Here is a 25,474-nt window from a genome sequence, read left to right as displayed (position 1 = left end):
AATTTTCTTTGAATTAAAATGATTTTTTGATTCTGTCTAGATCGCGTTTCGTGTCTTGTTCTTTTAGAGATTCTCGCTTATCGTAGGTTTTTTTACCTTTACAAAGACCTATTTGTAGTTTAGCCATTCCTTTTTCATTGGTAAACAATTTCAAAGGAATTATTGTAAGACCTTTAGCTTGTACGCTTCTCAATAAGCTTTTTAGCTCTCTTTTGTTTAAGAGTAATTTGCGTTCACTTCTAGCTTTATGGTTAAATTGATTACCAAAAGTATATTCTTCAATATAGGTGTTTATTGCAAAAAGTTCATTGTTGCTAAACTCACAAAAACTCTCCGTGATATTGGCTTTTCCTAAACGAATGGATTTGATTTCGGTTCCAGCCAAAACAATTCCAGCAGTGAAAGTTTCGATTATCTCATAGTCAAATCGAGCTCTTTTATTTAAAATATTTATCGTTTTTAGCATAGTACAAATGTAGCAAAAATTAAAGGTTTAGCAATAATTTATGGCAATTTCAGCAGTTGATGTGTGATAGTATTGCCAATTATTGTCACTATATAAAGATTACCAAAAGTAGTATCTTCAATATCTGCATATATCTTTTGGTTGATAATCTGATTTACGAAATTAGGTGTTGTGTTGCTATGCCCCACAATCAAAACTTTTTTCCCAAGTGTTTCTTTTTTAAACGAATCAATGGCTATCGTTTTAGGATTGTAAAGTTCAATACTAATTTTTTTAGCTGTTGAAGTGGGAGTTGCGGTTTGTTTTGTTCTATTGTAATCAGTCGAATAAATTAGATCGAAATCTATTTCGGAGAATATTTCATTCCAAAGTTTCGCTCGTTCAAGACCAATTGCTGATAAATCTGGATTTTGAGAATTATCAACTTTTTCAGCGTGGCGTATGAAATAATAAGTAGTTGTGATTTGTTGACCAAAACTAATTTGTATCACAAATAAAGCGATTAGTACTAGATACTTTTTCATTTTAATAAATTTAAAAATTAGTATTTACGATTTTAATATATTTGCAAAATGGAAAACTCAAAATCGAAAGACCCGCTTCACGGAATTACGCTTCAAAAAATCGTAGAACAATTAGTTGATTATTATGGTTTCGATACTCTTGGAGAATTAGTGAAAATTAAATGTTTTACAGATAATCCAAGTGTGAAATCCAGTTTGACTTTTTTAAGAAAAACAGAATGGGCAAGAAAGCAAGTAGAAGATTTGTACATAAAATCAATCGCTAAATTACCCAAATAGACCTAGTTTAACTTGTAGGAAACCATAATGCCACCTCTGTAAGGAAACCATTCACCACTTTTATTGTATTTAATAGCGCCATCTACTCGCTCGTTCGTGCTTATGAGATACCCTTTGTAAAAACCTTGATGCCAGCCGCCACCTAAGAAACAATCCAACATAAATTTATCATTGATTTTTATTTGATATCCAATAGTTGAACCTAGAAAATACCCCAAACCTTTCTCATAATTATCAGTATTTAAATAATTCCATTTTTGAAAGTTAAAAGAACTCCCACCTATGTGTACTCCGGCATAAAATCCGTTGTGTTTTTCTTTAAAATGATATCGATATTCTGATGTGAACGTGTAAAACTCTCTAGGTTTGCCATTTACAGATTCCCAAAAAGAAGCCAAAACATCAAATTGTAAGGTCGATTTTTCTCCAATACTAGTTTCAATACCTACGTTTGGAATCGTTAATAAAGTAGTAAAAGCATTTGCTTTGATGTAAGTTTGTCCTTGTAATAAGAACGAAAAGAATATAAAAGAAGCAATAAATAATTTTTTCATAAAGAATGGTTTCTACTTTTTTAAATCAATTGTTGACTAAAAACAGGCGCAAATATAGCCATTAATGTTTGATTGTCTTTTATGTTTAAAGTTTATATTGTCAGTTTAAACGTATTTTAGTAATGATCAAGAAAACGGAAATAATGACTATTTGTTCAAAATAGAATAGATTACCGTATCTAAAAACCGACCTTCATAAAACTCATTTTCTCTTAAATGTGCTTCTTTAACAAAACCATTTTTTTCTAAAACTTTTGCAGAACCATAATTATCAGGAGCAATAATTGCTTCAATTGAATGCAAATTCATAACATTGAATCCATATTTTACAGCTTCTTTCACCGCTTCTGAAATAATTCCTTTTCCTTGATATTCCGGAAGTAACATATAGCCAATTTCGGCGCGATAATGTTCTGGTTTTATTCTGTAGTGACCAATGATTCCAATCAGTTTAGGATTGTCTTTCAACGTAATCGCCCAATTAATACCTTCGTCACTATCAATTTTACTATCAATCATTGCGATATGTTCCAAGGCGTCTTCATCAGTTTTTACTAATGGTCTTGGGATATATTTCATCGTTTCTGGATTGGATCGCAATGCGAAAATCTCATTTATATCATTAGAATCTACTCTTCTCAAAAGCAAGCGTTCAGTTTCTAAATTGGGAAATGGACTGAAATTTATAGTTAACATGTTTACATTTTTTAATTAAAGGATTTCGATACTGAATCTTGAATGGAAAGTTGCATTGGATTCTAAAATTTGAATACCTTCTTTTTCGAATAGATTTCCAGAATTTTCATTGGTATCCGAATAACCAAACCAAGGCTCAATACAAAGAAAAGGCGCATTCATTTTGGTCCAAATTCCTAAACTTGGAAAATCCTCAAAATGGACTCTTAAAATAGGATTTTCATCCTCTAAAATAGTCAATGAATTGGATTTTAATGTTTTGAAAATTAAAGCGTCGTTTTTAAACAATTCATAAGTCAGCGGAATTTGTTTATTGTGAACTTCTAATTTTTTTGTTTTATTTGAAATTAAATCATTTTCCAATAGATAATATTCTAAGGATTCTTCTTTTTCGAAAGCAATAGCATAATTTTCGAATTGATTTGGTAAAGCAAAGGCGGGATGCGCTCCAATAGAAAACGGCATCGTAGATTTTCCTTTGTTAATTACTTTATATGCAATGAATAAATTGTTTTTGTCTAATGTATAAATCAGTTGTAATTCAAATTCAAAAGGATATACTTTTAAGGTCTCGTCAGAAGATTGTATGGAGAAAGTAGCACTATTTTCTTTTGCATCGATTAATTCAAACTCCATGTCTCTGGCAAATCCATGTCGAGACAAATGATATTCCATTTCATTATGATGAAAGGAATTGTTTTTTAATGTTCCAACAATTGGAAACAAAATAGGAGAGTGCTTGCCCCAAAATTCTGGATTTCCCTCCCAAATGTATTCTTTATTCAGATTTGTTTTTAAGGAAATTAATTCAGCGCCAAAATGTTTGATTTCAGCAGAAAGATTCTCGTTTTTTATCGTAGTTGTCAAAATTATCTTTTCGGATTAATTTAAAAATAGGTTCATCGCGTAAATATATTTTATAATTTTTAATTCTGATAAAGATCAAGCTTGATTTTATTCAAATTAAATGGAATCAATTCGACAACAATAGTTCAAAATTCTCTTTTTTTTCATTAATTTGTGATATAAACCATAAGAAAATGAAAAATATTCGATTCGGAGTCATCTTACATCTGACTTTATTATTGGGAGTTACATCCGTTTGGGCGCAACAAACCCCAACAAATGCATCTGCTAATGCAGTTTCAAAATACGATTATCACGATGCTTTTGCTCCACATTTTTATTCGAAAAATGGAACAAGTACGCGATCTGCAAGTGGTCAGCCAGGAGCTGAATATTGGCAAAACAGTGCCGATTATAAATTAACAGCCAAACTAGACGAAAAAAACAACGAGATTTCAGGTACAGGAATCATCACCTACACGAACAATAGCCCAGATAAATTGGCTTTTGTTTGGATGAACTTGGATCAGAATTTATTCAAAGCAGATTCCCGTGGAAATGCTGTTGTTCCTTTGACAGGAAGCCGAAATGGGGCTCAAGGCCAAATTTTTGATGGCGGTCATAAAATAAAATCAGTGAAACTAATTACTACTGTAAAAGGAGTTTCTACCGAAAAGGAAGCCAAATATGTAATTACAGATACGAGAATGCAGGTTTTTCTTCCACAGGGATTAAACGCTAAAGGTGGTTCTGTTAAAATCAAAATCGATTTCTCTTTTTTAGCACCATTTGAAGGATCAGACAGAATGGGAGTTTTAGAAACTAAAAACGGTAAGATTTTTACCATTGCGCAGTGGTATCCGCGTATGTGTGTGTACGATGATGTACGTGGTTGGAATACCAATCCGTATTTGGGAGCATCGGAATTTTACTTGGAATATGGTGAATTTGATGTGAGTATTACAGCGCCTTCTAATCACATTGTGGTTGCTTCCGGGGAATTACTGAATCCTACAGCGGTTTATTCTACTGTGGAGCAAAGTAGATTAGCACAAGCAAAACAAAGTGATAAAACTGTTTTTATCCGAACTGCTGCCGAAGTTGAAAATTCAGCTAAAACAGTTGCGGCAACTACTAAAACGTGGAATTATAAAATCAAAAATGCTCGTGATTTCTCTTGGTCATCTTCTGCAGCATTTATTTTAGATGCAGCAAAAATCAATTTACCTAGCGGAAAGAAATCATTGGCAATCTCTGTTTATCCAGTGGAAAGTGCAGGAGACGCAGCTTGGGGACGTTCGACAGAATACACTAAAGCTTCTATTGAAAATTATTCTAAAAGATGGTTAGAATATCCATATCCAGCGGCTACAAATGTTGCCGGTAACGAAGGTGGAATGGAATATCCTGGAATTGTTTTTTGCAGCTGGGAATCGAAAGGAGCTGATTTATGGGGCGTTACAGATCATGAATTTGGCCATATTTGGTTTCCTATGATTGTAGGTTCAAATGAAAGATTATTTGCTTGGATGGATGAAGGTTTTAATACTTTTATAAATTCATTGAGTTCCCTTGATTTTAATAATGGTGAGTATAAGGAACCAAAAGCGGATATGCATCAAAGAGCTGAAGTGTATACAAGTCCGAATCTTGAAACCATAATGAGTTCTCCGGACAACATGAAAGAAGCTAATATTGGTCTTTTAGCGTATTCAAAACCTAGTTCAGGATTAGTGATTTTGCGTGAACAAGTTCTTGGACCAGAACGTTTTGATTTAGCTTTAAAAACCTATATAGAACGTTGGGCTTACAAACATCCACAACCGGACGATTTTTTTAGAACAATTGAAAATGTTGCAGGAGAAGATTTAAGTTGGTTTTGGAGAGGTTGGTTTCAATACAACTGGCGTTTAGACCAAGGAATTAATTCGATAAAATACGTTAAAAACGACCCTAAACAAGGAGTAGTTATTTCTATTGAAAACTTAGAAAAAATGGCTATGCCGGTAAGTTTAGACATAAAAACGAAAAGCGGAAAAACAACACGTGTTACATTACCAGTTGAAGTTTGGCAAAGAAACAAAGCGTGGTCTTTCAAACACAATTCGACAGAAGAAATTGAAAGTATTACATTAGATCCGGATCATGTTTTACCAGATAGTAATACAACTAATAATACTTGGACAGCTGACAAAGGTTTGATTGAAAAAGATGTGATTTTAGATGGTTATTTAGGAACGTTTTCAACTAAAATGGCACCGTTAAAAATTACATTTTCAGAGAAAAATGGCGCGTTAAATGTCCTAATTACTGGCTATCCAAGTTTTTCTGCAGAACCAGTTGGTAAAAATAAATTTGAATCAAAACAAGCAGGACTTACCTTTGAGTTTAATGAAAGTTTAAGTGGCTTTGAAATGTTAGTACCTGAAGGACAAAAAATACCGTTTACCAGAGACAAATAGTATTTAGACATTAAATAAAAAAGACTTGTAGCAATTAATGTTACAAGTCTTTTTTTATGGAATCTATTTTTTTTTCAATCTATTCTGGAATTTGCTGGCTTAGGCAATGTAATGTTCCAAAACCCCAAATAAAATCAGTAGCGCTAATCCCAATGATTTCTCGATCCGGAAAACATTCTGCAAGGATGTTCAACGCTTTTCGGTCATTACTGTCGTTAAAAGTAGGAACCAAAACACAATTGTTCAAAATCAGGAAATTAGCATAACTCGCTGGCAATCGTAAGCCGTCAAATTCCAAACGTTTTGGCATCGGTAAAGCCACAATTACAGGTGATTTTCCATTTTCCAGTTTGGCGTTTTGCAAGCGTTTTAAATTGTCTTGCAATGGTTTGTAGTTGTTATCCGTTGGATCTGTTTCTACAATTGTCACAATCGTATCTTCGTTTACAAATCGGCATAAATCATCGATATGTCCGTGCGTATCATCACCTTCAATTCCGTCACCTAACCAAATCACATTCGTAATTCCAAGGTATTCCTTGAAAACCGCTTCGTAATCGGCTTTGGTGAAATTTGGATTCCGAACCTGAATATCAGGATGCATTAAACATTCTTCTGAAGTCAATAAAGTTCCTCTTCCGTTTGTGTCAATCGCGCCACCTTCTACAATTACCGGTTTTCCTTTGTACATAACTTGAGTTACAGGAATATTCAAAAATTTGCCCACTTTCGCAGGAACAAATTTGTCTAATTGAATGTTTTTATATTTGGCCCAACCATTAAAATTAAAGTTCAAAGCTTCTCTTTCGGTTCCGTTTTTAACGATAATCGGACCCGAATCACGCATCCAACTTCTATTGGTTTTATGAATAATGTAGGAAACATTTGTTAGCTCAACATGAGCTGTTTCCAACATCGTATTGACTTTTTCTTTTTGGTTTTCATCGGCAACGACTAAAAAGACTTGCTCGAAAGTCGCTACCTTTTTAATAAACTCTACAAAAGCCCATTGAACCGCCTCGTATTTTCCTGGCCAGTCTTTTCCGTTGTGTGGAAAACACAGTAAAATCCCTTGTTGCTTTTCCCATTCTGCAGGGAATCTTCTATTATTTGTAGTCATACAGCGTTTCTAATTTTAAAGACTGCAAATATAAACATTCAGTAGGATTTTAAAATAGTTAGCAACCATTCATTTTTGCCAACTCACGAATTTATAGGAATAGTTTTGGTAATGATTATATAATATTGAGTTAATTCTTGTCGGGCTTCAGCTAGTTATTTTTGAAAAAACTTAAAAATACAGTTATGAAAAAATATAGTGTTACACTATTAGCGGCAATTATGATATTGTCAAGTTGCGAAAATGATTCTAATAAGGAGGATTCTCCAGAGTTGGTTGTAAATGAAAATGCTGCCACTTTTAAAGAAATTGGTTCCATAACGATTGGTGGTGCCGGAGCTGCTGAAATTAGTGCTTATGATGAAGTTTCTAAAAAATTATTTACCGTAAACAACAGTAATACGAATAGGATTGATGTTATTGATTTGTCTAATCCTTCCAGTCCGATTTTTCTAACAAGTATTGATTTAACCCCATTTAATGGAGCTTCAAACAGTGTTGCTACTTATAATGGAAAGTTAGCAGTGGCATTAGAAGCAAAACCAAATAAGCAAGATGCAGGAAAAGTGGTTGTTTTTGATACCGCTAATTACAGTGTAATCAAAGAAATTACGGTTGGTGCTTTACCGGATATGATTACATTTTCTCCTGACGGGAATTATATTATGACTGCTAATGAAGGAGAACCAAATGATACGTATTCAATAGATCCGGACGGTTCTGTTTCTATTATTGCGGTCAACAATAATTATGCGGTGACGACTTTAAATTTTGGAAGTTTTAGCAGTCAATTGAGTACATTGAAAACTAAAGGATTCCGAATCGCAAGTCCAACAAATAATTTCGCTTCTGATATTGAACCGGAATATATCACGATTTCTGCAGATTCTAAGACGGCTTGGGTGACTTTACAGGAAAATAACGGAGTGGCTAAAATTGATTTGGCAACAAAAACCATCACCAATATTTTCCCTTTAGGATACAAAGATTACAATCTTGCCGAAAATGCTATTGACATCAGCGATAAAGATGGTGTTGTTTTAGCTAATACTTGGAAAGCGAAAGGAATGTTTCAACCGGATGCTATCACTAATTTTGAAATCAATAAAATCCCTTATATCGTTACTGCAAATGAGGGTGATGCCAGAGAATATTCTGCTTTTGTAGATGTAAAAAGAATCGGTAGTTCTTCGGTTGTTTTGGACCCAATTGTATTTCCTAATGCTGCAGCTTTAAAAGCAGAAACAAGTATGGGACGATTGAATATCAATACCAAAATGGGTGATACGGACGGCGATGGTGATTTTGATGAATTAGTTTCTTTTGGAGCCCGTTCTTTTTCCATTTGGAATGGAAACACAGGAGAAATGGTATTCGACAGTAAAAATGAATTAGATAAAAAAGCACAAGAATTGGGTATTTATGATGATGCCAGAAGTGATGATAAATCTGTAGAGCCAGAATCAGTTGTGGTGACTAAAATGGGCGATAAAACGATTCTTTTTGTTGGATTGGAACGAGTAGATGCCGTTATGGTGTATGATGTTACGAATCCTGCTGCTCCAAAATTTTTGCAGAGTTTTAAAACGGGTGATGCTCCAGAGGGATTGCTTTTTATTCCAGCTTCAAAAAGTCCAACTAAAAGAAGTTTAGTGGTAGTAAGTAGTGAAGGCGATGGTGTCGTTAAAATATTCCAACCGGATTTGAATTAGATTTAGAAGTTTACTTTAAATGAAAATCCCTGCTTAGAATTATTTCTCAGCAGGGATTTTTTAGTATCGAAAGACGATTTAGTCGATTGCTCTTTTTGTAATATCTCCAAAAGCGTCAATTCTTCTGTCTCTAAAAAATGGCCAGTTCTGACGCACATTTTCCTGTAAATCTAAATCTACTTCAGCAATCAGGATTTCTTCTTTGTCATGTGAGGCTTGCGCCAAAATTTCGCCTTGTGGTCCCGCTATAAACGAAGATCCCCAAAACTGAATTCCCGCCGTATCAGGCAAGTATTGTTCTAAACCAATTCTATTTGCTGCAGCAACATATACGCCATTTGCAACCGCGTGACCTTTCATAACACTCATCCAAGCACCATGTTGGTTTTCACCATATTGCTCTTTTTCTTGTGGATGCCATCCAATTGCTGTTGGGTAAAACAACACTTCAGCACCTTGTAAAGCAGTCAAACGAGCCGCTTCAGGATACCATTGATCCCAACAAATTAAGGTTCCCACTTTTCCTTTCTTGGTTGGAATTGTTTTGAAACCTAAATCACCTGGCGTAAAATAGAATTTTTCATAAAAATGAGGATCATCCGGAATGTGCATTTTACGATACAATCCTGCTTCTGAACCGTCCGTGTCAATGATATACGCACTATTGTGATAAATTCCTGCCATTCTTTTTTCGAAGAAAGGAACAATTATCACTACGCCTAATTCTTTTGCCAAAGCGCTAAAAGCAATAAACGAAGTACTGTATAATGGTTCTGCCAAAGCAAAATTATCTACATCTTCGCTCTGACAAAAATAATGACTGCTGTATAATTCCGGCAACGAAATCACTTCGGCACCAAGGTTGGCGGCATCACGAACCCAACTGATACATTTTTTCAAGTTGTTTTCGGCAATATCATTAAGATTCAATTGAATGACCGCTATTTTATATTTTTTGTTTGGCATGACTAAAATTTTAGATTGCAAAAATAGTGAATTTTATAAAGAGTAGAAAATAGGGGCAATGCGTTTTTTAGGTTTTAAATTATCTGTAGGTTCATTGTGTTGAATTTTTAGGAATTAAGCCAGAGAAAAAATTAATATAAAATTGGCATTAACAAAGTCAAGGAGGTTTTATTTTTGTATAGCGTATTATAGCTAATAAAACGGGTTAAGTTGTACTACAATACAAGTAATTTAGTATTCATTAAATTTTTACCATTATGACAGAAGAATTCAAAATCATCGATAAAGAAGACATCGCTCTTCTTAAATTTCCGATAACAGATGTTCTTGACGATGTTGACGAAATAAAAACCAGAATAAGCGAGATTAATAGGGCTTTATCATTAGGAAATTTAGAACATTCAAAAATTAAAATTTTCTTTGAAGATGACGAATCCAAAAAAATAGTAGATACTACCGTTTGGGGCGTTACAGACAAAAATGTGATGTTAAAACAAGGAGTGATGATTCCAATTCATAGAATATATAAGTTATTTTAATGTCCTAATTCCCTGTAAAGGAAAGTCATTTTTTTCCAGGTTATTTTTCCGCTGTTAGGTATAAATTTGCTATTTCTTCTATGAAATTTTCTGGACGAGAACCCACTAAATTTGTCAAAATCACTACTGAAACATTATCTTTTGGATAAATGTATAAAGCATTTCTATTGCCACCTAACGAGGCAATTACAGGGTTTTTGACTCTTGTAGAGGAATAAAAACCAATCGAACTTTGATTCAGAAAACCGTCTTCTTGATATAGTTCTCCATTATCTAATCGTATTGGAGTCGAAAGCGTATTTAGATTTTCAGCATTAATTAATTGATTACTTTGTAATGCGATTATCCATTGTGCCATTTCAGTTGCCGTTGAATAGATTCCGCCGGCTGGATACAAATTTGAAGGCATTGGCTGATACACATTAGTTAGAACATTATTTCTAAAATAAGAATACGGCTTTGCGGAGTGCTTAATTATGTTGTAAAAATCGCCTATCCCGGCTTTGATGGAATTCTTCATTCCCGCTTTTTTATACTGGTTTTCTGTAATGAATTTTTCAAATGACTGTCCACTTATTTTTTCAATAAGCATTCCAAGTAGCAGGTAATTGGCTTGGCTGTCTCTGAATTCTTTACCAGGTTTAAAAATGAGCGGTAATTCTTTTATTTTTTGGAATAAAGTTTCACTATTTTCAGATAACATATTTCCTTGTGAATCCCAAATTTCAGGAAGTCCTGACTGATGAGTTACTATTTGTTTTACCGTAATATTTTGCCAAGTTTTAGGCAGCTTATCCAAATATTTTGAAATAGGTTCGTCAAGATTTAATTTGCCATTTTCGACTAATTGCATAATAGCAACTCCTGTAAATGCTTTAGTAATAGAATTAATACTAAAAACAGTCTGGCTATCCACTGCTATCGAATCTTCGACTGATGCTAAGCCGTAATGACTTGTTTTAACAATAGCATTATCTTTAATTACGGCTAATTGCAAACCAACAATTTTATTTTTTTGCATCAGGTCTTTTATCGCAACATCAATTTTGTCAGCTTGAGAATAAGTAGAATTACTAACAGTAAAATAGGCAAGGAGTAGCATTATTTTTTTCATGTATTATTCTGTTTTTTTTGGTTGGTTTTAAATAGTATGTAGATATTTCTTATTTGTGTTTCTTCATGTTCACTCCTAAGTCAGTAAACTTTGGAGAGCTAACGTTTCCTTGCTAGAGCTCGTGGCGGCTTATGGAAAGCTTTTTTTCCATAACCGCCCGAGCGAAGTTATGAAAAGTAAGCGGGCAATCTACCGAAAAACTAGCTATGAGTTTTAGCAAGTGTTGTGGATTCGTTCTTTAAATTATAAAGTTACTTCCATGTTTTTATAGACAATTCCAAGATGTTTATTTTTAATATACTTAGCAAGCTCAGAGCCTCTGAGTTCTTTAGAGGATGATAAATTCCTAATATACAATTGTTCATCATCTTTACCTTCTTCATTTTTTAGTAAAAAAACCTCGTGGTTACTTGGTTCAATGTTTACAATTAAAATATCACCTTCTGGAAATTTCAAAAATTTCCTATTCATTAATGAGGAAAAACTATCGCCAATATAGTTTCTAACTGTCGTGTCAAAGTACTTACCAAACCCATCTCTATTTTGATCTTTTTTTGAAAATGTTTTAAATTCTTGCTCTAAACCTATAATTTTTTTATTGTCGTCAACTCCGATTAATAAGGTCCCACCTTTGTGGTTTGCAAATGCTACTAAAGTCTTTAAGGAACTATGAATGACAATTTTTCTAGCGAGTTCGCCGTTGATTTTATTTATTTCTAACTTATTTTGTTCAGTTGGTTTTTCAATTTTCTTAAGTATTTCAAGTCTTCTACTTTTTATTTTATCAGGAATTGGTGTAAAAAAAGAAGATTTAAATTCTAATGTTTCACTCTCATCTTCTTTAATTCTTTCAGACCAATAGAGTAAATCTTCTTTTAGCTGTCTTAAATTAACGTCTTCTATTGTTTCTTCTAATGATAATATCCCATTCGATAAATAATCAAAAATCATTCGTAGATTTCTTAAAGAAAAACCTGTATCTTCTTTACTTTCAGAAATTAACAAATTATTTGCTAAAGTTATTTTCGCAATAGTTTTTAGATCTTTGTGAGATACTTCGCTTGCATATTTCTTAATATATTCAAAAAGTAATTCTAATGTAGTTTCACTTTTTTCATTGAAAATGCTAATAATATCCAAGAAGAAAATAAGTTTATCAGAATCTGGAAATGTTTCCAAAGTTTTTTGACTCATTTTATTTTTTATTTCCTTAGCATTGTTTTTAATTTTTGTTATTTCATTCAATGACCCACTATCTAAAGTTAACTTGATGTTTAACAAAATTTCAAAATATGAAGTATAAATATTAATTAAAAAACTTCTGGCATTTTGAGCATTAGTATAAAATTGCTTTGCAATTTGAAAGTTTTGTATTTTTTTATCAAAGTCCGCTTGTAATACAGCATATTGTTCTATACAAAATGCCTTTTCATTTAAAGCAATTTCAAAAAAAGTTACTTGTTCTTTCTCTTGATTTACGTCAAATAATCCTGATAAATTTTTCGACAAAATTCTTTCGACATAATCATTATAATATAGTAAATTACTTTCTTTCAGCTTATAAAAGCTAAATTGTGCTTTTCCATCTTCTGTTTTATCATTAAGTATGACTTTTATTTTTTGCCCAACTTTAAAGTAATTGTATATGTTCCCAGTATTCCATCCAAAATCAAAAATATCATTTGTATGTAATAGACCTTCTCCGGCATTTGTAGATAAAAACAAACCATAACTAACAACGTTTTTTACAATTGCATCATATTCTTTTCCTATTATAAATGGAATGTTATTTTTGTAACTCTCATTCGAGTTTTCATTAAATAATTGTTCAATAATGAAAAAATTGAAAGGTCTACTAATCGTAATACATTTTGCTTCTATTGTATAATCGCATTCATCAAAAGGGTAATTTTTTAATGAATTTTCACAAATTAGATGATATGGTAGAAATCCTTTTAGATTTTTATATTTTACCTCAAAACCAGTTTTGCTTTTTTTAGTTAATTGAACAGAAAAAGAATCATTTTTCTTGTATATATTTTCTAAAATATCCCAAACATCATTGTCAATTTCTAAATCTAATAAATTTGAATTTAACAATGCAAAATTTATGTTTAATTCATTATCATAGAGAAAAGGAATATCAAGGTCTAGAATTTGATAATTTTCGAAATACTTGTAAGCATTGTAGAGTAGACATTCCTTTTTATTAATTTCAGATGTTGATTTTGTATATAACTTTAGTAGTTGTCCAATTAATATATTTGCATTTTCTTTTTTAGAAAGTATTAGAGAAATTAAGATTTCTCCATATGATAAATGAATGTATTTAATTTCGTTTGCGTTAAAAGCTAATTCATTTGGTTTTTGAGAAGATAAACTAAAATATTCTTTTTCTTCTTCACTAATATATCCTTTTTTAACAAAGGAAACGTAATTCAATATTTTGTTTAAATAGTATAAATCGGACTTAGACTCTAAATTTATTATTTTAAGTACTTCAATTAATCTATTTATAAATAAATTTGTTTCAATAACGTCAATGTTAGAAAAACTAATAATAAAATAAAATCTCGGAAGGAGATTTTTTTTGTCTTCAAAAAAGGCATTGTCAGATAGAAAGTAAAAAGGATTTGATATTAGAGTAGATATTACAGAATCCAAAATTTTTGATGACTCTAATTGACTTTTTGCTTTATAAATAGTACTTACTCTTATTTCTTCATCAGGAATAGAAGTTATAATTCCTTTTGTAATTATCCAATCTTCAAAGGCAATGATAAGCTTGTTAATTTCTTTAGATTTTTTATATTCTTGTTTTAAGATACTTTCTTTAAATAGTTTTGGTAATATCTTATTAGTGTATGTTAAGACCCAAAAAGCACTTTGGGAATTATATTGTTCTACTAATTGTATTTCATCTTTGGTTGAACTATCAATATTATTAAAAAGAGGTATAAAATATTTTTTTTCAAAATCTTTTTTATTTACTATTTTTTCAAATGAAGAATAAAATTTGTCTTTTACATTTCCTTGGGATAATCTAATGTGAGTCGTAATGTTTATTACCACGCAACTAATAATTTCTAATTTTGGTTTAATTGAATTTTGACCAGGTAAGATATTAACTTCATGAATGCAACCATCACTTCCTTCTAATTCATAAATATCATATTTTATATTTTTTATTTCTTTTGTTTTCTCTTCAACTACTTTAAAATCATATTCTTGACCAATTTTATATATTGGATGCCTATTTTCCTTATTAATTAACATTGGTAAACCATTTGCTGAAATACGTTCAACTTCACATTTAAGTGTATCAAATTTCCAGAGATCTTTCGTTTGCCATTTAAGTCCTAAAACTGTAATTATATTTTTGTCTACATCTTCAACACTAATTATTGAAATTGTATTACCTTTCTTATTTAAAGAAGCTTCTATACTAATAATTGTAAAATCATAGGTTTGACCACAGACATAATAATGATGATTGAAAATAGGTTTTGATTGATATAAGTATTCTAGAAAATATTTTTGAGAATTTTTATTTAATTTTTTTTCAAAAATATGAGATTCACCTACTTTTATGTTGTACTTTAAAAGTTGTTCTATAGGTATAATGTATTTCTGATTTTCTTCTATTGAGTTTATCAAAAAATATTCATTTTCACCTCTTTTAGTTATTTCAACAATTTCACATTTTAATTCTATCATATAAGAAGATTATTCTATTTAATACATTTAGGTTTTTGCAGAATGATGCACAACTAATATATAGGCGAAAGAAAACTTCGGATATACACCCAAATATGGGTAGATTGGCGAAGGTTTGTTGCGCAGTATTGAATTTCAAATATATTAAAATTTTCTTACAAATTATTAAAAGAGCTTTTTATTTGATAGATGCTTTTTGATACGTGTGTGAATCGGTATTGCACTATTTTTTAGATTTTTAAAGTGCTTTTTTTACTTTTAAGTTTAGGAAATCAAATAGTACTAAATTAGCCCCGATGGAAGTAAGTATCCCACGCTTTTGGGCGTGGATACTGCGGACAGCGGGACAACTCGTGTTGAAAAAACAAAGTCGTCTGCTCCTAAAAAAAGACATAAAAAAAACACCAGCCTTTCGACTGATGTTCTCCTTGTTTTTAAATTATGTATGCGGCTAAAGTGTATTCAAATGTTGCTTACTTTTTGCCAGTGATCTTTTTGAACAGCGTAACAATTCCCAAAACAATTCCACCAAATACAAGTCCTATTAAAAATTCAGTTAGAATGGAAGGTAATTGAGGTAATACGCCATGTAAAAAACCGATGTTGTGTACAAATATGCCACCTGCTACTAACAGTAAGGCGATGGTACCTATAAAGGATAAACTCTTAATGACTTTTGGCAAGGCTTGTACCAGAATATTTCCGATAGTCTTTGAGAAGCTACGCTCTCTGGTGCTCATGCTTATCAGTTTTAAACCTGCTTCATCCATACGTACAATTAGGGCTACAATCCCATAAACACCTACGGTTGCTATTATTGCAATGATGGAAACAACCATAATTTGAGATAAAATAGGTTTGCCAATAACGGTTCCCAATGCAATAATTACGATTTCTACTGATAAAATAAAATCGGTTACGATGGCTGATTTTATTTTTTCTTTTTCAAAGGCTAAAATTTGTTCTTCGGTCATCGGTTCCAACGAAATTTCGTGTTTTGCATGTTCGTGCGGAAAGAAGTATTCGTATATTTTTTCGGCACCTTCGTAGGCTAAATAAAGTCCTCCAAGTACTAAGATTATGATAACTGCTACCGGTAAAAATGCACTCAGCAAAAAAGCGATGGGTAAAATGATTACCTTATTGAGCAGAGAACCTTTTGCAATTGCCCATAATACCGGAAGCTCTCGCGATGAAACAAATCCGGAAGCTTTCTCAGCATTTACGGCTAAATCATCACCTAAAATACCAGCCGTTTTTTTGGCTGCAAATTTACTCATTACTGCAACATCATCCATGATTGCTGCGATATCATCTAATAGTGCGAAAAAACCTGATGCCATTTTGATTGTTTTAGAAACTGCATTGATTTTGGTATTACTTTACCAAAATGTAAGCTGCGCGTTTTGTTTGTTTATTCCTGCGAATCTAAAACTTTTTTTATTTACTCTATTTATAAAAGGGGTGAATTTTTAGTTAATATTCACCTAAAACCTTTCTGCATTAGTCGTACTGTTTTTAGTTACTTTTGAAATAAAAATAATTATGGGGTTCAAACATGTATTTAAAGCTAAATTAGATTGGCTTTTTTCTAAAAAGGAAGCGGCGACGTATACTAAAAGTCATACCATAACGATTGATGGTAAGGCTGTTCTACATGTTTCGGCTGCTAAAGCTTTCAAAGGAGATCCCGCTTTATACAATCCCGAAGACTTGTTGTTGAGCAGTGTGGTTTCCTGTCACATGATGTCTTACTTGTATGTTTGTAAACAAAATGGGATTGACGTTGTGTCTTATACAGACGAAGCAGAGGCAACTCTGGAAGTTTCGGAAGACAGTAGCGGACGTTTTATTGCCATTAATCTCAATCCTAAAGTTTGTATTACTAACAAAGAAAAAATAGAGGAGGCACTTAGCTTGCATAAAAAAGCAAACCAACTCTGTTTTATAGCCAATTCTTGTAATTTTCCAATTCTGCATTTTCCAACTTGTGAAATTGAAGCTATAGATTAAAGTGGTTTCGCATTATATTGATCCTAAAACAGCAATTAAATCAGAGCTGGTTTACTTCTAAAAACAGAATGATATAAAAAAAAACACCAGCCTTTCGACTAGTGTTTTCATAAGTTTAAATGTTCTAGATTCTTAAGAAACTAACTCGGTTTGATTTCTAAAAACCAGTTTTCCATCAAACGCATCGATCAAAACGATGCTGTCTGTAGTTATTTTTCCGGACAGAATTTATTTTAAAATAAGTTTTTTGCTACTAATAGTATTGTCGCTAAATAGCACTTTTACAATATATGTGCCTTTTGCTTGGTTGGAAAGTAAAATTTTAAAATTATTTTTTTGATTTGGATTATCTTGAGTCATTAATACTTTTCCAGTAATGTCAATTAATATAATACTTGCTACATTCTTAATTCCATTTGAAGTAATACTCACTTCATCATTTGTTGGATTTGGATACAGGGTAATTTTATTATTATCGATATCAAAATTATCAATATTTAGCGTGTTAGTTGTAAATTGATATTTACTGGAGTAAAGTTTGTTTCCGTTGTATGTAGCGATTAATCTATAGAAATAGGTTTGATTTGGTAATAGATTAGTTACTGTAGCTGTTATAGTGCTTGTCTCATATCCAAAAGCATAGTTAGGTAAACCGTTAATTGTTGAACCATAGCTGTCTGTGAGACCATATTCAAATTGAATATTTGTAAGATATTTTCCATAGCCATTAATGAGACCCACAAAACTAATAGCAGAAGTCGTCTCTATTGTTGGATTAGAAACCATAATTACATTGCCTGAAGTATTAAAAACGTTTCCTTTACTATAAATAATATCAGTTCCATTTAATGCTTTTATTCTATAATAATAGGTCAAATTTGGGTCTAGATTAGCAATTGTAGCACTTACAGTATTTGAAGTATTTAGAGGTACCTGATTGATAGCAGTCGAGATAGAATTTTCATAATTTATGGTTCCGTATTCAAAAACTATGTTAGTGATGTTTTTATTATAACTAGTTATATAAGCTGATAAAGTAACATTATTACCACTAATAGTAGGATTATATAAATTGATTGTATATTCTGCCCTTGTTTTAAATGATTTTACTGGACTATAAATATTTAGTCCTTTATGTACTGCTTTAATTCTCAAGTAATAAGTAGTTTCTGGAATCAAGTTTGACAAATTACTTGTGATGTTTTGATTTGTATTTCCTGCTATCAAAGTGTTTAGTGGTAAAATACTAAATTCTGAAAAATCAGCTTTTGTTCCGTACTGAAATTCAATATTGGAAATTTCATTTTCATTTGATTTTATATTTCCTGATACTTCTGCGGTATTTGAAGAATAGGTGTAAATATCATTCATGGATACTACAAAATCTGGAAGTGTAGTGAAACTCAAGATCTGACTTGAATAATCGATGTTGTTATAAGTTGCCACCACTTTATAAAAGTAAGTTGTATTTGGACTAAGATTAGTTAAATCACTAGAAATATCTAATGAAGAATCGAAAGTTACTGAATTAGGATTTGTGTTTTTAATGTTAGAGAGAGCATAATTTGTTCCGTATTCAAATCTAATATTTTGAATAAGTCCTTGATTCGAAGCTACATTTCCAGAAAGTGTTGCACCCTTGTTTGATAGATTTAGAACTGGATTAGCAAGAATTGAAACAGGATCAAATGAAATCTCGCTTTTTAAAATTTTACCATTACTACCACCTACGTAAATGTCTTTTTGAACAATATCGATATAATTTGATGGTGAACCATACGAGTTTATTGTTGTTATATTTTCCCATGTGACGCCACCGTTAGTTGTCTTGTATAGTCGTCCATAATCATCAAAAATGTATCCTACATTTTTAGAATAAAATTTTACAAATGTGTAATAAACATAAGGTACTGTCAATTTCTCCCAAGTAATTCCGCCATTTTTAGTTTTATACATTAAGCCATTGTCACCGGCAAAATAACCGTTATTTTCATCTAAAAAATGAAAAGAATTAATACTTTGGTCGACATCAATATTTATATTCCAAGTATTACCTCCATCTATAGTCTTGTACATTCTGCCACCTGTATAACCGATACGATTTGCATAACCTACTTGGTTATTGAGAAATTGTATTTGTCCAAATTCTTGATTCAATACTTGCTGCCATGTAATACCTCCATCAATAGTTTTCATTACTTTTTTTTGATTAAACCCTCCTGATATAAAACCAGTATTTTCATCCAAAAAACAAATAGAATCAATACCTTCGTCAATAATGTAATATCCATTGTTTAATATTGCCCAAGTAATTCCACCATCAACGGTTTTATATACTTGTCCTCCGTAAGTTCCTCCCGTTGTAGCGTAGCCTAAATTTTTATTTATAAATTGATATTTACTTGCGAAAACTGATTGTCCAAGATTCAAGGAACCAATATTTTGCCAATTTTGGCCACCGTCCACTGTTTTAAAGAATTTGTCTCCAACTTCAGCAAATCCCATATTGTTATCAATAAACTGCAGCTGCTTGATATCATTATAAGTAGGTGAGTTCTCAGTCCAAGTTTTACCAGCATCAATAGTTTTAATAATTCGTCCACGAGCACCAGTCGCATAACCTCTGTTTTGGTCTAAAAAATGTATGCCATATATTGTTGTGTTAGCATAACGTCCATTTTGGAAACCAGCCCATACCCATGTATTTCCTCCATCCATGGTTTTAAAAATAACTCCATCAGCACCAGTTGCATATCCCATATTTTCATTTAAAAAAGATATTGCATAAATGGCATCAGAAATTCCATTTACTTTGGACCATGTTTCTCCACCATCAATCGTTTTATACATATCGCTATGTTCTTTTGTGTAAAAACCAATATTTTGATTTATGAAATAAACCATTAATAAATCTGATGGAAATGAATTGGAGCTCTGGGTAACATACCAATTGACACCTCCATCAACAGTTTTTAGCATTGTACCATTATTACATGCTGCGTGACCAATTAGAGGAGTTACAAAAAACGTTTTATTAACTGTGCTATTAGGGATTGTTTTATTTGTCCAAGTTAAACCTCCATCTGAGGACTTAATAATACTATTTGAAGTTGAAATAATAATGTCAGTTTCATTTATAATGTTTACTGTGTTAAAATTATCGCTGAACCCTGTGGAAATTTGTGACCAAGAAGTTCCGCCATCATTGGATTTTAAAACATAACCATTATTACCGACAATAAAACCGATGGTACTATAGAAATTTAAGTCATTCCCACTGTTTATATTTTGTTTTTTTTGCCAAGAAACTCCAGCGTCTAAAGTCTCAAGTATTTCATTAGAATTTATAATATATCCATTGCTACTTGAAACAAAACGAATATCTAAACCATTATTACTGGATGGTTTTGGGTTCAATAATTCCCAATTGGTTTGAGAATGTATAGGTAATGAGAAACAAAAAAAAGCGGAAACGAATACTAGATTTTTGAAAGTTGTAGAAATATTCATAATTATTTTTGGTGTTTTTTTTAACTTCATTAATAAGTTTTAAAATCTTGTTTATTCTTACTACTGATTTTTTTAAAAAATTACTTTTCTAGTTTAATTTAAATTCCGAAAGTAAATAAAAATAGATGAATATTCGTGTTATTTTTTTTAAATTATTTTGTTTATTTCAGTGTTAATTTCAAATTGCTGTTTTTTCTTGTTGACAATTTTTTAAACAGTGAATAGAATATATTTATATATAGCAACAAAAAAACACCAGCCTTTCGACTGATGTTTTCATTATTTTTAAATTATTCCAATTAGGAAACTAACTCGGTTTGATTTCTAAAAACCAGTTTTCCATCAAACGCATCAATCAAAACAATGCTGTCTGTTGTTATTTTTCCGGATAAAATTTCTTTGGATAATTCATTGAGAACGTCTCGTTGAATCACTCTTTTCACGGGTCTAGCTCCAAATTGCGGATCGTATCCTTTCTCAGATAAATAGGCAATAGCTTCTGGAGTGGCGTCCATCGTGATGCCTTGTTGTGCCAGCATTTTGGTTACATTTTTCAGTTGTAACCCTACGATTTGAGCAATGTTTTCATTAGTTAATGGCGTGAACATCACAATTTCGTCAATACGATTGATGAATTCTGGGCGCACCGTTTGTTTCAATAATCCCAATACTTCGACTTTAGCCAATTCGGTTGCAGCTTCCACGCTTCCTTTTAGATTTTCGAATTTATCTTGAATAATCTGGCTTCCCATATTAGAAGTCATGATGATAATCGTATTTTTAAAATCGGCCAAACGTCCTTTGTTATCTGTCAAACGTCCTTCGTCCAAAACTTGTAGCAAGATATTAAACGTATCCGGATGCGCTTTTTCAATCTCATCCAATAAGATTACAGAATATGGTTTTCTGCGAACGGCTTCGGTCAATTGTCCGCCTTCATCATACCCTACATATCCCGGAGGCGCACCCACCAAACGGCTTACGCTGTGGCGTTCTTGGTATTCGCTCATGTCAATACGCGTCATTGCATTTTCATCGTCAAACAGATATTCCGCTAAGGCTTTCGCCAATTCTGTTTTTCCAACTCCTGTTGTTCCAAGGAAAAGAAACGTTCCTACTGGTTTTTTCATGTCCTGCAGTCCGGCACGGCTTCTACGTACGGCATCGCTCACGGCTTGAATCGCTTCTTCCTGTCCTACCACTCTGTGATGCAATTCATCTTCCAGTTTTAATAATTTTTCTCGTTCGCCCTGAAGCATTTTCATCACCGGAATTCCGGTCCATTTGGCCACAACTTCGGCTATATCTTCGCGGGTAACTTCCTCTTTTATCAACGAAGTTCCCGACTGGTTTTCTTGTAATTCTTTGAGTAAAACATCCAGGCGTTCCTGTGCTTCTTTGATTTTACCGTAACGAATTTCGGCTACTTTTCCATAATCGCCTTCACGTTCTGCACGTTCGGCTTCGTATTTGAAGTCTTCAATCTCCGTTTTAACGGCTTGAATATTATCGACTACATCTTTCTCTGATTTCCATTTGGCGTAGATTTCATTGCGGTCTTCTTTGAGGTTGGCCAAATCCATACCCAGAATTTTGAGTTTGCTTTCGTCTTTTTCACGTTTGATGGCTTCAATTTCAATTTCCAACTGCATGATTTTTCGATCCAAAACATCGAGTTCTTCGGGTTTCGAATTGATTTCCATACGCAGTTTTGAAGCGGCTTCATCCATTAAATCAATGGCTTTGTCCGGAAGAAAGCGGTTGGTAATGTAACGTTGCGATAATTCGACAGCCGCAATAATAGCGTCGTCTTTGATTTGGACTTTATGATGCGTTTCGTATTTTTCTTTGATTCCACGCAAAATTGAAATCGCACTTTCGGTATCCGGTTCTTCAACCATTATTTTTTGGAAACGTCTTTCGAGTGCTTTGTCTTTTTCAAAATATTTTTGATATTCGTCTAAAGTTGTAGCACCAATAGCGCGCAATTCTCCACGAGCCAAAGCGGGTTTCAAGATATTCGCTGCATCCATGGCACCTTCGCCACCGCCAGCTCCCACAAGCGTATGGATTTCGTCAATGAATAAGACAATATCACCTTCGGCAGAAGTCACTTCTTTTACCACAGATTTCAAGCGCTCTTCAAATTCCCCTTTGTATTTGGCACCGGCAATCAGCGCTCCCATATCAAGGGAATACACGATTTTATCTTTCAAATTGTCAGGAACGTCTCCATCTACAATTCGGTGCGCTAAACCTTCTGCAATGGCGGTTTTCCCTACGCCAGGTTCACCGACTAACATTGGGTTATTTTTAGTACGACGTGTCAGAATTTGCAGCACTCTGCGAATTTCCTCGTCGCGACCAATAACAGGATCTAGTTTTCCAGATCGAGCCAGTTCGTTGAGGTTTTTGGCATATTTATTTAATGAATTGTATGTTTCCTCCGCAGATGCCGAAGTTACTCGTTCTCCTTTTCGCAATTCTTCTATGGCTGCTTTCAGTCCTTTTCCCGTTACGCCCTGATCTTTTAATATTTGGGCAGCTTTGGTTTTAGAATCAAAAATTGCCAAAATTAAATGCTCTACTGAAACGAATTCGTCATTCATTTTTTTAGCGATAATTTCGGCCTCATTAAGTGTTGTGTTTGCGGTTCTGGAAAGCATGATTTCGCCACCGGAAACTTTCGGGAAACTCTGAATCGTGCTATCCAATATTTGGAGAAATAACGGCACATTTACGTTCAGTTTTTTCAGAATAAAAGGTGCCACATTTTCATCTACTTCAAAAATAGCCTTGAAAATATGTTCATTTTCTATTTGTTGCTGTCCTTGGCTTTGCGCCAATTGTTGCGAAAGCTGAATGGCTTCCTGGGATTTGATTGTAAATTTATTTATGTTCATGATAGTATATTGTTTTGTGGTTATTTGACTAACTTTGCGAATCAATATTCAATTTATATTCCAATACAATAGTACCGACAAATTGACAGAAATTTCATGATTTTTATCATGTTCTTAAGTCAAAATGTCTTAAAACAAGACAATTATGAGTTTTTTTAAAAATATGTTCAACAGTTCAGACGAAAAAGATTCAAACGAAAACAAAATCAACTGGAATGAACTAACCGATTTGGGGCAACTGAATGAAATTATTGCTATTTCGAATGAAAAACCAGTAGCAATTTTCAAGCATAGTACACGATGTAGCGTAAGTAGGATGGCGCTGAAACAGTTTGAAAATGAGTTTAATAGCTCAGATAAAGTTACACCTTATTTTTTAGATTTAATAGCGAATCGTGATATTTCTAATGAAATAGCGAATCGTTTTGGAGTGACGCATCAATCTCCACAATTGATATTAATTAAAGGAGGAAAAGCGATTTACAATGTTTCGCATAGTGATATTGATGCGGAAGAATTAGGGACGAAAGTCTAGTAAATAGTATTTTTTTTTTAAATAATTTACCGCAAATTCGCTAATTTAATGTAGTCATTAGTTAGCGAATTTGTGGTTTTTTTTTTGGAGAAATAGGTGAGATGATTAGTAAGCTCTCATCATTTTTTCTTTAATTTCATCCAAACAAAGGTTGTTTATACTTCCTTCATGTGTATGCTTGGTCTCTTTTGGAGATTGGAAAGTGCCATTTTCTAATTGTTCTGCTACGGCTTTATACGCATCTCTAAAAGGCAATCCGGCAACCACCATTTCATTTAAAGAATCTACCGTAAATAAATAATCGTATTTTTTATCGTCCAAGATGTGCTCTTTTACCTTAATGTCTTTGATTGCAAAAATCGCAATATCCAAACAGGCTTTTAAGTTTTGAATCGCTGGAAACAATCCTTCTTTCAACAATTGTAAATCCCTGTGATAGCCACTTGGAAGGTTGTTGGTGATTAAAGTGATTTCGTATGGCAACGCTTGGATTTTATTGCATTTTCCACGAATCAATTCAAAAACATCGGGATTTTTTTTGTGAGGCATGATGCTCGAACCTGTTGTAAGATGCGAAGGCAAAGTGATGAAATCAAAATTTTGGCTCATATATAAACAAACATCCATCGAGAATTTAGCCAAAGTTGCTGCCACGCTGCTCATAGCAAAAGCTACTGTTTTTTCTGATTTTCCACGGCTCATTTGTGCCGCTACCGAATTGAATTTTAAAGTTTCAAAACCTAATTCTTGTGTCGTGAACGTTCTGTTGATAGGAAATGAACTTCCGTAACCTGCGGCTGAACCTAATGGGTTTTGGTCCACAATTTTCAAAGCGGCATTCAACATTGTAATATCATCAATCAAGGTTTCAGCGTAAGCCGAAAACCACATTCCAAAAGAGGAAGGCATTGCAATTTGTAAATGTGTGTATCCTGGTAACAATACATTTTGGTGCTTTTCTGCTGATTCCATTAGCAAATCAAAAAGGCTTTTTACTTGCTCTTTCAGTTCTTTAACGACATCTTTCAGGTATAAATTAACGTCCACTAAAACTTGGTCGTTACGGGAACGGGCGGTATGAATTTTTTTTCCGGCGTCTCCCAATTTTACTGTAAGTAAATATTCGATTTTGGAATGCACGTCTTCAAAGCTGTCTTCGATTTCGAAATTACCGTTTTCAGCATCTTTTATTATTTCTTCCAAAGCCAAAACCAAAGAAACGGTTTCGGAGTCTGTTAAAAGACCGATTTGACCTAGCATTTTTGCATGTGCAATAGAACCTAATGCATCATATTTTGCCAGAACTAAATCCAGTTCTCTGTCGTTTCCAACGGTGAAATGTTCGATTTGCTTATCGGTTGGTATTCCTTTTTCCCAAAGTTTCATATATGGATTATTAGATTTTTAGACTTTTAGATTTTTAGCCCCGATAGAAGCGACATCCTTTTTCTGGTCTCGTTTTTTTTAACGAGACCAGGAAAAGATATAGCGGATAGCGGGATTAGCTCCTGAAAATAA

Annotated in this window: 19 protein-coding genes; 6 read left to right on the top strand and 13 right to left on the bottom strand. The window is 32.9% G+C overall.

Features of this window, described 5'->3' with window-relative positions:
- Nucleotides 1–13: 13 nt before the first annotated feature.
- Nucleotides 14–466, bottom strand: a complete 453-nt coding sequence (gene smpB, locus V5J73_RS09015) for an SsrA-binding protein SmpB (RefSeq protein ID WP_338645165.1) — start codon at nucleotides 464–466, stop codon at nucleotides 14–16.
- Between the two features lie 38 nt (nucleotides 467–504).
- Nucleotides 505–990 (bottom strand): SixA phosphatase family protein, encoded by a 486-nt coding sequence (locus tag V5J73_RS09010; protein WP_338645163.1) that lies wholly within the window; start codon nucleotides 988–990, stop codon nucleotides 505–507.
- Nucleotides 991–1,038: 48 nt separating this feature from the next.
- Here V5J73_RS09010 and V5J73_RS09005 point away from each other — a divergent pair, with 48 nt between their 5' ends.
- Nucleotides 1,039–1,269: a VF530 family protein gene (locus tag V5J73_RS09005; protein WP_338645162.1), complete on the top strand. Its 231-nt coding sequence runs from the start codon at nucleotides 1,039–1,041 to the stop codon at nucleotides 1,267–1,269.
- 2 nt (nucleotides 1,270–1,271) lie between these two features.
- On the opposite strand, the gene V5J73_RS09000 is transcribed toward V5J73_RS09005, so the two are convergent.
- The 3 genes from V5J73_RS09000 to V5J73_RS08990 form a co-directional block, all read right to left on the bottom strand.
- Complete coding sequence (locus V5J73_RS09000) at nucleotides 1,272–1,823, bottom strand: DUF3575 domain-containing protein (RefSeq protein ID WP_338645160.1); 552 nt, start codon at nucleotides 1,821–1,823, stop codon at nucleotides 1,272–1,274.
- Between the two features lie 147 nt (nucleotides 1,824–1,970).
- Entirely contained in the window at nucleotides 1,971–2,519 is a 549-nt protein-coding gene (locus V5J73_RS08995; RefSeq protein ID WP_338645158.1) for a GNAT family N-acetyltransferase, read from the bottom strand.
- A 15-nt stretch (nucleotides 2,520–2,534) separates the two neighbouring features.
- Nucleotides 2,535–3,386 (bottom strand): aldose 1-epimerase family protein, encoded by an 852-nt coding sequence (locus tag V5J73_RS08990; protein WP_338645154.1) that lies wholly within the window; start codon nucleotides 3,384–3,386, stop codon nucleotides 2,535–2,537.
- A gap of 173 nt (nucleotides 3,387–3,559) precedes the next feature.
- Between V5J73_RS08990 and V5J73_RS08985 the strand changes: the two genes are divergently transcribed.
- Nucleotides 3,560–5,827 (top strand): M1 family metallopeptidase, encoded by a 2,268-nt coding sequence (locus V5J73_RS08985; protein ID WP_338645152.1) that lies wholly within the window; start codon nucleotides 3,560–3,562, stop codon nucleotides 5,825–5,827.
- Nucleotides 5,828–5,906: 79 nt separating this feature from the next.
- On the opposite strand, the gene V5J73_RS08980 is transcribed toward V5J73_RS08985, so the two are convergent.
- Nucleotides 5,907–6,947 carry an agmatine deiminase family protein gene (locus V5J73_RS08980; protein WP_338645150.1) on the bottom strand — a complete coding sequence of 347 codons (1,041 nt, stop codon included), beginning with the start codon at nucleotides 6,945–6,947 and terminating at the stop codon, nucleotides 5,907–5,909.
- A 185-nt stretch (nucleotides 6,948–7,132) separates the two neighbouring features.
- Here V5J73_RS08980 and V5J73_RS08975 point away from each other — a divergent pair, with 185 nt between their 5' ends.
- Complete coding sequence (locus V5J73_RS08975) at nucleotides 7,133–8,659, top strand: choice-of-anchor I family protein (RefSeq protein WP_338645148.1); 1,527 nt, start codon at nucleotides 7,133–7,135, stop codon at nucleotides 8,657–8,659.
- A 78-nt stretch (nucleotides 8,660–8,737) separates the two neighbouring features.
- Here V5J73_RS08975 and V5J73_RS08970 read toward each other — a convergent pair whose 3' ends face one another.
- Nucleotides 8,738–9,625, bottom strand: a complete 888-nt coding sequence (locus V5J73_RS08970) for a carbon-nitrogen hydrolase (protein WP_039110633.1) — start codon at nucleotides 9,623–9,625, stop codon at nucleotides 8,738–8,740.
- 257 nt (nucleotides 9,626–9,882) lie between these two features.
- Here V5J73_RS08970 and V5J73_RS08965 point away from each other — a divergent pair, with 257 nt between their 5' ends.
- Complete coding sequence (locus V5J73_RS08965; protein ID WP_338645146.1) at nucleotides 9,883–10,164, top strand: hypothetical protein; 282 nt, start codon at nucleotides 9,883–9,885, stop codon at nucleotides 10,162–10,164.
- 40 nt (nucleotides 10,165–10,204) lie between these two features.
- Here the strand turns inward: V5J73_RS08965 and V5J73_RS08960 are convergent, their stop codons facing one another.
- The 3 genes from V5J73_RS08960 to V5J73_RS08950 form a co-directional block, all read right to left on the bottom strand.
- Entirely contained in the window at nucleotides 10,205–11,278 is a 1,074-nt protein-coding gene (locus V5J73_RS08960; protein WP_338645144.1) for a serine hydrolase domain-containing protein, read from the bottom strand.
- A 243-nt stretch (nucleotides 11,279–11,521) separates the two neighbouring features.
- Nucleotides 11,522–14,995, bottom strand: a complete 3,474-nt coding sequence (locus V5J73_RS08955; protein WP_338645143.1) for an RNA-binding domain-containing protein — start codon at nucleotides 14,993–14,995, stop codon at nucleotides 11,522–11,524.
- Between the two features lie 473 nt (nucleotides 14,996–15,468).
- Entirely contained in the window at nucleotides 15,469–16,338 is an 870-nt protein-coding gene (locus tag V5J73_RS08950) for a DUF808 domain-containing protein (protein WP_338645142.1), read from the bottom strand.
- Between the two features lie 202 nt (nucleotides 16,339–16,540).
- Here V5J73_RS08950 and V5J73_RS08945 point away from each other — a divergent pair, with 202 nt between their 5' ends.
- Nucleotides 16,541–17,008, top strand: a complete 468-nt coding sequence (locus tag V5J73_RS08945) for an OsmC family protein (RefSeq protein ID WP_338645140.1) — start codon at nucleotides 16,541–16,543, stop codon at nucleotides 17,006–17,008.
- A gap of 228 nt (nucleotides 17,009–17,236) precedes the next feature.
- Here V5J73_RS08945 and V5J73_RS08940 read toward each other — a convergent pair whose 3' ends face one another.
- Both V5J73_RS08940 and clpB read right to left on the bottom strand, forming a co-directional pair.
- A complete protein-coding gene (locus V5J73_RS08940; RefSeq protein ID WP_338645139.1) occupies nucleotides 17,237–20,548 on the bottom strand; it encodes a YCF48-related protein in 3,312 nt (1,103 codons plus the stop codon).
- A gap of 269 nt (nucleotides 20,549–20,817) precedes the next feature.
- Nucleotides 20,818–23,421 carry an ATP-dependent chaperone ClpB gene (gene clpB, locus V5J73_RS08935; protein WP_338645136.1) on the bottom strand — a complete coding sequence of 868 codons (2,604 nt, stop codon included), beginning with the start codon at nucleotides 23,419–23,421 and terminating at the stop codon, nucleotides 20,818–20,820.
- 145 nt (nucleotides 23,422–23,566) lie between these two features.
- Here clpB and ytxJ point away from each other — a divergent pair, with 145 nt between their 5' ends.
- Nucleotides 23,567–23,956, top strand: a complete 390-nt coding sequence (gene ytxJ, locus V5J73_RS08930; RefSeq protein WP_338645134.1) for a bacillithiol system redox-active protein YtxJ — start codon at nucleotides 23,567–23,569, stop codon at nucleotides 23,954–23,956.
- Nucleotides 23,957–24,061: 105 nt separating this feature from the next.
- Here the strand turns inward: ytxJ and argH are convergent, their stop codons facing one another.
- Nucleotides 24,062–25,342, bottom strand: a complete 1,281-nt coding sequence (gene argH / locus V5J73_RS08925) for an argininosuccinate lyase (protein ID WP_338645132.1) — start codon at nucleotides 25,340–25,342, stop codon at nucleotides 24,062–24,064.
- Between the last annotated feature and the right edge of the window lie 132 nt (nucleotides 25,343–25,474).

The organism is Flavobacterium sp. KS-LB2 (assembly GCF_036895565.1).
Taxonomy (GTDB): Bacteria; Bacteroidota; Bacteroidia; order Flavobacteriales; family Flavobacteriaceae; genus Flavobacterium.
The sequence above is the reverse complement of the archived record's forward strand: the minus strand, read 5'-3'. Positions and strand labels throughout refer to the sequence as shown.

What these genes read in the sequence shown, in the direction of transcription:
- argH (WP_338645132.1), bottom strand. Translation starts at nt 25,342, where the DNA reads ATGAAACTTTGGGAAAAAGGAATACCAACCGATAAGCAAATCGAACAT.
- smpB (WP_338645165.1), bottom strand. Translation starts at nt 466, where the DNA reads ATGCTAAAAACGATAAATATTTTAAATAAAAGAGCTCGATTTGACTAT.
- clpB (WP_338645136.1), bottom strand. Translation starts at nt 23,421, where the DNA reads ATGAACATAAATAAATTTACAATCAAATCCCAGGAAGCCATTCAGCTT.
- V5J73_RS09005 (WP_338645162.1), top strand. Translation starts at nt 1,039, where the DNA reads ATGGAAAACTCAAAATCGAAAGACCCGCTTCACGGAATTACGCTTCAA.
- V5J73_RS08960 (WP_338645144.1), bottom strand. Translation starts at nt 11,278, where the DNA reads ATGAAAAAAATAATGCTACTCCTTGCCTATTTTACTGTTAGTAATTCT.
- V5J73_RS08975 (WP_338645148.1), top strand. Translation starts at nt 7,133, where the DNA reads ATGAAAAAATATAGTGTTACACTATTAGCGGCAATTATGATATTGTCA.
- V5J73_RS08970 (WP_039110633.1), bottom strand. Translation starts at nt 9,625, where the DNA reads ATGCCAAACAAAAAATATAAAATAGCGGTCATTCAATTGAATCTTAAT.
- V5J73_RS08950 (WP_338645142.1), bottom strand. Translation starts at nt 16,338, where the DNA reads ATGGCATCAGGTTTTTTCGCACTATTAGATGATATCGCAGCAATCATG.
- ytxJ (WP_338645134.1), top strand. Translation starts at nt 23,567, where the DNA reads ATGAGTTTTTTTAAAAATATGTTCAACAGTTCAGACGAAAAAGATTCA.
- V5J73_RS08940 (WP_338645139.1), bottom strand. Translation starts at nt 20,548, where the DNA reads ATGAAGTTAAAAAAAACACCAAAAATAATTATGAATATTTCTACAACT.
- V5J73_RS09000 (WP_338645160.1), bottom strand. Translation starts at nt 1,823, where the DNA reads ATGAAAAAATTATTTATTGCTTCTTTTATATTCTTTTCGTTCTTATTA.
- V5J73_RS08955 (WP_338645143.1), bottom strand. Translation starts at nt 14,995, where the DNA reads ATGATAGAATTAAAATGTGAAATTGTTGAAATAACTAAAAGAGGTGAA.
- V5J73_RS09010 (WP_338645163.1), bottom strand. Translation starts at nt 990, where the DNA reads ATGAAAAAGTATCTAGTACTAATCGCTTTATTTGTGATACAAATTAGT.
- V5J73_RS08980 (WP_338645150.1), bottom strand. Translation starts at nt 6,947, where the DNA reads ATGACTACAAATAATAGAAGATTCCCTGCAGAATGGGAAAAGCAACAA.
- V5J73_RS08985 (WP_338645152.1), top strand. Translation starts at nt 3,560, where the DNA reads ATGAAAAATATTCGATTCGGAGTCATCTTACATCTGACTTTATTATTG.
- V5J73_RS08965 (WP_338645146.1), top strand. Translation starts at nt 9,883, where the DNA reads ATGACAGAAGAATTCAAAATCATCGATAAAGAAGACATCGCTCTTCTT.
- V5J73_RS08945 (WP_338645140.1), top strand. Translation starts at nt 16,541, where the DNA reads ATGGGGTTCAAACATGTATTTAAAGCTAAATTAGATTGGCTTTTTTCT.
- V5J73_RS08995 (WP_338645158.1), bottom strand. Translation starts at nt 2,519, where the DNA reads ATGTTAACTATAAATTTCAGTCCATTTCCCAATTTAGAAACTGAACGC.